This window comes from Sorangiineae bacterium MSr12523, assembly GCA_037157775.1.
GTDB classification, from domain to species: Bacteria; Myxococcota_A; Polyangia; order Polyangiales; family Polyangiaceae; genus Pendulispora; species Pendulispora brunnea.
In genome coordinates this window covers 1,178,530-1,187,203 of record CP089982.1, presented here as the reverse complement: position 1 = coordinate 1,187,203, position 8,674 = coordinate 1,178,530, and the positions used below count along the sequence as shown (strand labels likewise).

10 protein-coding genes are annotated in these 8,674 nt (G+C 62.2%); all 10 read left to right on the top strand.

Going from position 1 to position 8,674, the window contains the following annotated elements:
* Window positions 1-18: 18 nt before the first annotated feature.
* Entirely contained in the window at window positions 19-1,353 is a 1,335-nt protein-coding gene (locus tag LZC95_05085; GenBank protein WXA96209.1) for a hypothetical protein, read from the top strand.
* A 24-nt stretch (window positions 1,354-1,377) separates the two neighbouring features.
* A complete protein-coding gene (locus LZC95_05080) occupies window positions 1,378-2,109 on the top strand; it encodes a class I SAM-dependent methyltransferase (protein WXA96208.1) in 732 nt (243 codons plus the stop codon).
* Window positions 2,106-2,975 (top strand): 3-hydroxyacyl-CoA dehydrogenase NAD-binding domain-containing protein, encoded by an 870-nt coding sequence (locus tag LZC95_05075; GenBank protein WXA96207.1) that lies wholly within the window; start codon window positions 2,106-2,108, stop codon window positions 2,973-2,975. Before LZC95_05080 ends, LZC95_05075 begins: the two co-directional genes overlap by 4 nt.
* A complete protein-coding gene (locus LZC95_05070) occupies window positions 2,972-4,096 on the top strand; it encodes an HAD-IIIC family phosphatase (protein ID WXA96206.1) in 1,125 nt (374 codons plus the stop codon). The genes LZC95_05075 and LZC95_05070 overlap by 4 nt, the downstream gene beginning before the upstream one ends.
* Before the next feature lie 119 nt (window positions 4,097-4,215).
* A complete protein-coding gene (locus tag LZC95_05065) occupies window positions 4,216-4,476 on the top strand; it encodes an acyl carrier protein (protein ID WXA96205.1) in 261 nt (86 codons plus the stop codon).
* A complete protein-coding gene (locus tag LZC95_05060) occupies window positions 4,473-5,642 on the top strand; it encodes an acyl-CoA dehydrogenase family protein (GenBank protein ID WXA96204.1) in 1,170 nt (389 codons plus the stop codon). Before LZC95_05065 ends, LZC95_05060 begins: the two co-directional genes overlap by 4 nt.
* A complete protein-coding gene (locus LZC95_05055; GenBank protein ID WXA96203.1) occupies window positions 5,639-6,364 on the top strand; it encodes an alpha/beta fold hydrolase in 726 nt (241 codons plus the stop codon). The genes LZC95_05060 and LZC95_05055 overlap by 4 nt, the downstream gene beginning before the upstream one ends.
* A complete protein-coding gene (locus tag LZC95_05050) occupies window positions 6,361-7,593 on the top strand; it encodes a cytochrome P450 (protein ID WXA96202.1) in 1,233 nt (410 codons plus the stop codon). Before LZC95_05055 ends, LZC95_05050 begins: the two co-directional genes overlap by 4 nt.
* Before the next feature lie 27 nt (window positions 7,594-7,620).
* Complete coding sequence (locus LZC95_05045) at window positions 7,621-7,836, top strand: hypothetical protein (GenBank protein ID WXA96201.1); 216 nt, start codon at window positions 7,621-7,623, stop codon at window positions 7,834-7,836.
* 93 nt (window positions 7,837-7,929) lie between these two features.
* A complete protein-coding gene (locus tag LZC95_05040; GenBank protein WXA96200.1) occupies window positions 7,930-8,670 on the top strand; it encodes a DUF4412 domain-containing protein in 741 nt (246 codons plus the stop codon).
* Window positions 8,671-8,674: the final 4 nt, after the last annotated feature.

Sequence of the window (8,674 nt, the reverse complement as noted above, 5' to 3'; positions counted from 1 at the left end):
ACCCAAAACGGAGAATCCATGTCCAAGCAACTCGATCATCCGCGTGGTGCGGCCATCGTCATTGGCGCGAGCATGGCCGGTCTATGCGCCGCGCGCGCATTGGCCAATCACTTTCAAACGGTTACCATTTTCGAGCGCGATGCATTGCCCAATAGCCCGGCTGATCGACGCGGGGTTCCCCAGGGCCGCCATTTTCACGGTCTCCTCATCGCCGGCCAGCGAAGATTGGAAAGCTGGTTCCCGGGATTCACCGATGAATTGATCGCCGGCGGCGCCGTTCCCATCAGCCTCACGCGCGACGGGCATTTTTACATGAATGGGGGCACGCGCATTCGCTTCGATTCCGACTTGAAAATGCCCGCCTGCTCGCGCTCGTTGCTCGAGTACTACGTACGGGAACGCGTTCGCGATCTGCGCGGCGTGATCCTGCGCGCCGACACCTCGGTTGCCGATCTCACGAGCACCGAAGACGGCCGGCGCATCACCGGCGTGCGGCTGGGCAATGGAATCAGCTACCGCGCCGACTTCGTGGTGGACGCATCGGGCCGGGGAGCCCGTTCGCTTCGCTGGCTCGCGCCGCTCGGCTACGAGGCGCCGCCCACGGACAACGTCACCATCGACGTGGGCTACGCGACCCGTGTGATTCGTCCGCCGCCCGGAGAAACGCGCGATTGGCGCTTTGCCATGGTCTCCGCCGATCCGCCCACGCGATTGTGCGCCTTGTATCCCATGGAACGCGGCCGCTGGGTGGTGACGCTCGCGGGGTATCACGGCGATCATCCGCCGACTGACGACGCCGGCTATTTGGCATTCGCCAAAAGCTTACCCTCCTCCGTGGTGGCCGATCTCTTGACCCGATCCGAGCCGCTCGGGCCCGTCGTCGGGTATCGCTTTCTCTCCAGCCAATTGCGCCACTTTACCCGGGCCACGCGCCTGCCGCACGGCCTGGTCGTGTTGGGCGATGGCATATGCAGCCTCAATCCCGTTTACGGCCAGGGAATGACGTCGGCGACCTTGCAGGCCGAGGCCCTGGATGCCACGCTGGAGCAGACCGCCGGACTGGATGAGCAACTCGCCCGCGCCTTCTACCGGCGTGCGGCGAAATCGGTCGTTCCGCTTTGGCAAATGGCCACCGGCGGCGATTTGACCCTTCCCGGCACCGCCGGGCCCACGCCCTTTCTGATCGCCGCGGTACGGCGCATGGCCAATTGGTACATGCAGCGGTTGATGCGCGCGGGCTCGGTCTCCGCGACCGTCAGCCAGCGGATGCTCGAAGTCCTCCACTTGGTGAGTCCACCGTCCGCGCTTCTTTCCCCCGGAATGATCTACCGCGCCCTCGGCGGGCAGCCCTGATTTCACCCGAACGAAGGAATATCCATGTACTTGACACGCAATATGCTCCCCGACCGCGGGGCCGCGTTCGATTGGTCCGACTTTTTCGCACGGGGCAATGTCGATCGGCACCTCGGCCAAGTGGATCCACTCACCTTGGTCAATGACCTTCGGGGCCTTCTTCGAGAGAGCCGCCCGCAGTTCACCTTCGTGGTGACCCGCATGCTCCGCGCCTTGCTCCGGGACCTCGAGGCACCGTCGGCAACGCGCGGGCGCAACGTCCTCGAGCTGGGCGCCGGCACGGGATTTCTCACGCGCTGGCTCGTTTCGACCTACGGCATGAAAGGCACCCTGGTCGACAACAACGCCGAAGCACGCCGGGCCTTCGACGCGCTCGACGACGACACCAAATCGAGCATCGATTACGTGATGTCCGACCTCTTTTCCTATCGCCCGGCCGAGCGCTTCGATGTCGTGTGCAGCTTCGGCGTCATCGAGCACTTTGCGGACAAGACGGATATTTTGCGCGCGCATACCGATCATCTCCACGACGGCGGCCGGTTGCTTCTTTTGGTGCCGATGGATACACCACTATCGCGACTGTTTTACGAACTTCACCCGGAGCTCAATCTGGGGTACCGCGAGCTCTGGAGCGCACGCGAATTTCAAACGATGCTCGAAGGCCATGGCTTCGACGTCGAGCGGGTCGAGACGAGCCGCGGGTACGTTTACGACATGATGGGCGCCGTCTGCCGGCGAAGGAGGATTGTTCAATGAGCTCTGGAAGTACGATATTGGTCGTCGGCGCCGGCACGATGGGAGCCGATCTCGCGCTCGATCTGGCGAGCCACGGCCACTCGGTCATTCTGAAAGACATCGACGAACGCGCACTCGCCCGTGCCAAGACCCGTTTTACCGAGTTGTGGCGGCTCGTGAACCTCATGGATCGCAAGCGGTACGCCGGCATTCAATTGGACGACGTGCTGGCGCGCATCGTGATGACCACGCGCTACGAGCACGCGAACGAGGTGAGCTTCGTCATCGAGAACATCGTGGAGAACATCGAGGCCAAGCAACGCGTTTACCGCGAGCTCGGGCCATTGCTGTCCCCGGAAACGGTGTACGCGGTGAACTCGTCATGCATCTCCATCACCAAGGTCGGCTCGTGGATGTCGCGCCCCGATCGGGTCATCGGCATGCACCTGCTCAACCCCGTGCCGTTGAAGCATCTCGTCGAGGTGATCGTCGGACACCATACCTCGAAAGAAACCATCGGCGAGGCCGAAGCGCTGCTCCGCTCCCTCGGCAAGGAGGCCGTGGTGGTCAACGACAGCCCGGGCTTCGTCACCAATCGCATCTTGATGCTCACCATCAACGAGGCGGCATTCGTCGTGCAAGATCGCGTGGCCTCACCGGACAAGGTGGACCGCATTTTCACCGACGGCTTCGGCCACCGAATGGGGCCACTGGCCACCGGCGATCTGATCGGGTTGGACACGATTCTCCATTCTTTGGAAGTGCTTTACCAAAGCTACTGCGATCCCAAATTCCGCCCCTGCCCGCTCTTGGTCAAGATGGTCGACGCCGGCCAGCTCGGTCGAAAGAGTGGAAAAGGCTTTTTCGATTACGCGGAGACACCATGACCCAGGCGACCGGAAAAGACGTCAAGTGCGTGGTGTGGGACCTCGACGGCACGCTGTGGGACGGCGTGCTCACCGAATCGGGCACCGTCGCGCTGAAGCCGGAGATCCCGACCATCCTCCGCACCTTGGACGAGCGCGGTATTTTGCTTTCGATTGCCAGCAAGAACAATTTCGAGGACGCCGCGGCCAAGCTTCGCGAGGAGGGGCTCTGGGACTATTTTCTCTATCCGGAGATCCATTGGGGCGCGAAATCGGAATCCATCGCGCGCATTCGGCAGAATCTCAACATCGGCGCCGACAGCATTCTGTTCATCGATGACGATCCTTTCGAGCGCGATGAAGTCGCCACGACGCACACGGAAGTTCAATGTGCGGCCGCCGAGACCTATGGCGAGCTGGTGGCCGATCGGCGTTTGATTCCCCGGTTCATTACCTCCGATTCCGCGCGCCGGCGGCAGATGTACGTCGAGGACGACCAGCGGAAACGCGCCGAGGAGACCTTCACCGGGCCAAACGAGGCGTTCTTGGAGAGCCTGGGCATGCGCTTCGCCATCTCGCGTGCCGGGGAGCACGACCTCGAGCGCGCCGTGGAGCTGACCGTGCGCACGAACCAACTCAACGCCACGGGTAAGACGTATTCGTACGAGGAGCTCGATGCATTTCGACGCTCCGATCGGCACGCGCTCTACATGTGCGAGCTCACCGACGTTTATGGTTCGTATGGCAAAATCGGACTTGCGTTGGTCGAGAAGAACGAGACAACATGGCATTTGCGGTTACTATTGATGTCGTGCCGCGTGATGTCGCGGGGCGTCGGCACCGTGCTTCTCGGCTTCATCATGCGCGAGGCCGCACGCGCAGGCGTCCGCCTTTTGGCCGACTTCGTCCCCACGGATCGAAACCGCGCCATGCTCGTCGCCTTCAAGTTCAACGGCTTCCGCGACACCGACACACGCGACGGCAGCGCGCCGTCGGACACCTTGAAGATTCTCGAAGCCGACCTCTCACGCGCCCCGCCGTTTCCCGATTACCTCGTCGTCACCACCCCATCACAAATAGAAGAAGAAGCCGCCAGGACGCCAGTAAAGAGCCGCCAGGATCGCCAAGTGAACCAACCATAAACCCTTCTTTTTGGTTTATTGCCATTTCCGCTGGCGATCCTGGCGGCCTTGGCGTCTTGGCGGTTTCCTTCTTCCTATTCGAGAGTTTCGTTCCAGACAAATCATACAAAAGGACCACCATGGCCACGATTTCATCCGTACGCAAATTCATCCAAGGAAATGTGCTGGCACAAAAGCAAAATGTCACCCTGAGCGACGACGACGACATCTTTCGATTGGGATTCGTCAACTCGATGATGGCCCTGAAGCTCGTTACCTTCATCGAAAAAGAGTTCAACATCAAAGTCGCCGACGACGAATTGGATATCTCGACCTTCAGCACCATCAGCCAAATTCGGCAATTTCTCCAACGAAAACTCGGCAACCCGATCGAGTCATGAAGCTCTCGCTCACACCCGAGCAAACAGCCGCCGTGGAGGGGGCGCGCGCATTCGCCCGAGCGCGCCTCCATCCACGCGTGACCGAATTCGAAGAGCGAGGCGTGCCCAAAGAGCTCGTGCGCGAGCTCGGGGACGCGGGCCTTCTCGGCGCCCTCGTGGGCGACGAATGGGGAGGCCGCCCGCTCGATCCCGTGACCTGGGGGCTCGTGACGGAGGAAATCGGGAAAGTCTGTTGCAATACACGTTACATCCTGACCGTTCACGCCTCCATCGTGGCCGGCACGCTCGCCCGCTGGGGCTCCGCCGCGCAAAAGTCGGAATGGCTCCCGCGCCTGGCGCGCGGGGAGGCGCTCGCCGCCTTCGCCTTGAGCGAGCCCGATGTGGGGAGCGACGCCGCTTCGGTGCGCACGTGTTACGAGAAGACGGACGACGGCTTCATCCTTCGCGGAGCCAAGCGGTGGACCTCGCTCGGGGCGCTGGCCGACGTCTTTCTGGTGATTGCGCGCGACGCAAACGGCGAAAACGGGAGGGCTGTCACGGCGTTTCTGGTTCCGCGCCAGCTCGCGGGGGTCAGGGTCGAGCCGATTCGAGGCATGATGGCCGCGCGTGGCTCGCACATTGCCGAACTTCATTTCGACAACGTGAAGCTCTCCCGCGCCGACGCCGTGGGCCGGCCCGGCGCGGGGTTCACCTACGTCACGTCCACGGCGCTGGATCTAGGCCGCTACAGCGTCGCTTGGAGCGCGGTGGCCGTCGCACAAGCCGCCATCGAAGCCATGGTGTCGTACGCCCTTCGCCGCGAGCAGTTCGGCAGGCCCCTGCAGGACTTTCAACTCGTCAAAGCCATGGTGGGCGACGCCGTCACCGACACGCACGCCGCACGCGCGCTATGCCTGCACGCGGGAGAACTCCGGCGGGCCGCGGATCCCGAAGCCATCATGGCCACCAACGTGGCCAAGCAATTTGCCGCCCGCGTGGCCACGCGAACCACCGCCGCCGCGCTGCAGCTGCACGGGGCCAATGGCCTTTCCAGCGACTACGACGTGGAACGTCTCTTTCGCGAGGCACGGGTGCTGGAGATCATCGAGGGAAGCACACAGATCCAGCAGCTTCTCCTCGGCGACTACGGGCTGCAAACGTATGCACGCGCGACGGGATATCCATGAATCTATTTTGCTTTTCGTACGCCGGAGGAAGTGCCCAATCGTACTTTGGACTCAAGCAGGCCCTCTCGCGGACGAATGCCATTCTGCTGGAGCTCCCCGGGCGGGGCATGCGCTTCCGCGAGCCCCTGCTCACCTCCATGGAGGCCGTTCTCGACGAATACGAACGGCAAATCCAGCCGCGACTCGAACGGTCCTTGGAACCCTTCGCCTTCTTCGGCCACAGCATGGGGGCACTCGTGGCGCACCTACTCGCACTGCGGTTTGCATCGCGGGGACTTCGCGGGCCGAGTCACCTTTTTCTGTCGGGGAAATCAGGCCCCGGCTGCGCGCCGGCCGCCGCGCCAAAGCACCTTCTCACCGAGAACGAGTTCCGCGCCTACTTGGAAATACTGGGCGGCTGCCCCCGGGCCGTCCTCGCCGACGAAGAGCTCATGCAGTACTTCTGCCGGGTCGTTCGTGCGGATTTCGAGGTACTGGAAACGTGTGACGAGCGAGCGGATGCTGCGCACGATATCCCCATAACGGCCTTTGCCGGCGACGAAGATGCCATCACGCCCGATCTCGTGCGAGGTTGGCAGAAGGTGGCAGCGGCCGGGTGGGACTTTCATGTCCTTCGAGGCGGCCATTTCTTCCTTCAATCCCACTGGCCCGGCATTGCGCGGATCATCGAGCGAGCACTCGCCCCACAGCCAACGACGTTGTCGATCAAGGAGATGCGATGATGGATATTTTGAGCGAGAAAAAGATAGAGGATTTCGTCCTGGACATGGATGCTCCGAGCTTTCTCGTCGACCCGCATCCGACGTTCCGGTGGTTGCGTGAGAACGCGCCCGTCTACCAATGGCAGGCCCGCCAGGCGGTGGTCATCAGCCGATACCGCGACGTCAAAGCGATGCTGGCGGATCGTCGCTTCAGCAACAATTATCGATTGTGGGAATTCGCCCCGCCCGAGCAATGGCCCCCCGAGCTCGCCGATTTCCAGAGGCTCATCGACAACGGATTGAGCCTTTTGCCCGACCACCGCCACGGACCCGTGCGCAAGTTGGTGAGCAGCACCATGAGCGCCCGCAGCGTCGAGCGGATGCAGGCCTGCATTCAAGAGGCCATCGACGAGCTCCTCGAGCAAAGCATCTCGGAGAATCGCCTGGACGTCGCCAAGTTCGCGGGGCTTTTGCCATCGCGGGTCATCTGCGATCTCCTGGCCATCCCGCTCGACATGCGCGACGATCTCTGCGCCTTCGGCCTCGCCGCCGCGCGAAGCGCGAACATCGCGCTGCCCATCGACGAGATCTTCGCGGCGATTTCTCCCACGCCCCGCTGGGTGGCCATGTTGCGCCGGGTCATCAACGATCGCCGCGACAATCCCCGCGCGGACGATCTCTTGAGCACCCTCATCGACGCACGCGACGAAGGCGCCAAGCTGTCCGAGGACGAGCTCCTTTCCCTGGTGTTCGCCTTCTTCGTGGCCGGTGGTGACGCCACCAAGAACGGCATCGCCTGGGCCGTGCACACCTTGCTCCACCACCCGGCCGATCTCGCGGCCGTCCAGCGGGACCCGTCGCTGCTGCGCAACGCCGTGGAGGAGACATTGCGGTTCGACATGTTCGCCAAAACGGGATTTCCCAAATACTGCACGGAGGCCATGGACTTCGCAGGCATCCCCTTGCGAAAGGGCCAAATGGTGATTCCCCTGCTCACCGCCGCCTTGCGCGACGAGGAAGCCTTCCCCAATCCGGACCACTTCGACATTCGGCGCGACCTGCGCCACACCATTTCTTTCGGCGCAGGGCAACACACCTGCTTGGGCGCCGCCCTTGCACGCATGCAACTCCTCACCGCCGTCTCCTCGTTGCTCAGCCGCTTCCCCGAAATGAAGCCCCTCGGCGAGCCGGAATTCGAACCACACCCGTTGATGCGCTCCATGAAGAAATACGAAGTCGCGATCCGCTGATTGATGCGCGGGACAGGACGATCGTCCGTGGTTAACGGTGAGAGCGTGCTCGAAGCGCTCTACCTGTGCGTTCATATCTTCGTGGCCATCACCTGCGGGCTCGCGGCCATATTTCTCGCCCGCGACCCGCGACGGAGGACTTCGCGAACACGCATCGGCGGCACCATCGGGCTCGTCCTCGTCGCGTTGATCAACATCGGTGTAATCCTCGCCCACGGCGGAATGTGGCACGACTTCCTATGAGTCTTTTCGACCCACTGTGTCGAAATGACTCAACCACGTAACCCGAGTCGCTGCGGCCGCGGGAAAGGCGCGTCCATGTATTATATTCGTGACATGGATACGTTCACGACCGCTAGAAAGGCCGTATTCGCGGCCTGTGTCCTTGCACTTTGCGGATGCGGGAAGAAGCAGGAGGCCGCGGCCACGGCACCGTCGGCAACGCCCGCGGCATCCACTTCGAGCGCACCGCAGCCCCCCGCCGCGAATCTGCCCTTCGAAGGCGAAATCGTGGTCAGCGTGAAGGGCGCAGCATCCAAAGAAGACCTTTCTGCATCGATTCGATACAAGATCAAGGGAGACAAGGTGCGTGCCGTCCCTTCATCGACGAATGTCAATGCCATCGACGACGTTGCCATGCATCGCGGCTATGTACTCGACGACTGGACGCGAACTTACCAAGAGATCGACACGAAAGCTCCGGTGAACGGTGGCACCGCTTCCGCGCCAACGATCACGAAGAGCGGCAAAGTCGAAAAGATCGCGACCCTCGAATGCGAGGGCTGGACGATCGAATGGGGCAGCGATGGTGCCCACGTCTGCGCCGCAAAGGGAATTCCTTATTTCGATCTGGCGAGCTATCCAAAGTCAGGAAGCGTCGAGCCCCCCTGGGCCGCCGCCCTCACCAAGGAGAGAGCCTTCCCGCTGCGCGTCGTCGTCCACGACCGGGATGGGAATGAAACGCTTCGTGCCGAAGCCACGTCCATCGTCCGCAAGAAGCTCGACGATGCGGTTTTCCAGGTGCCGCGAACCTTCAAGAAAGCCAAATTGGATTTGAAGGGCAGCTACCTTCCTTGAGATG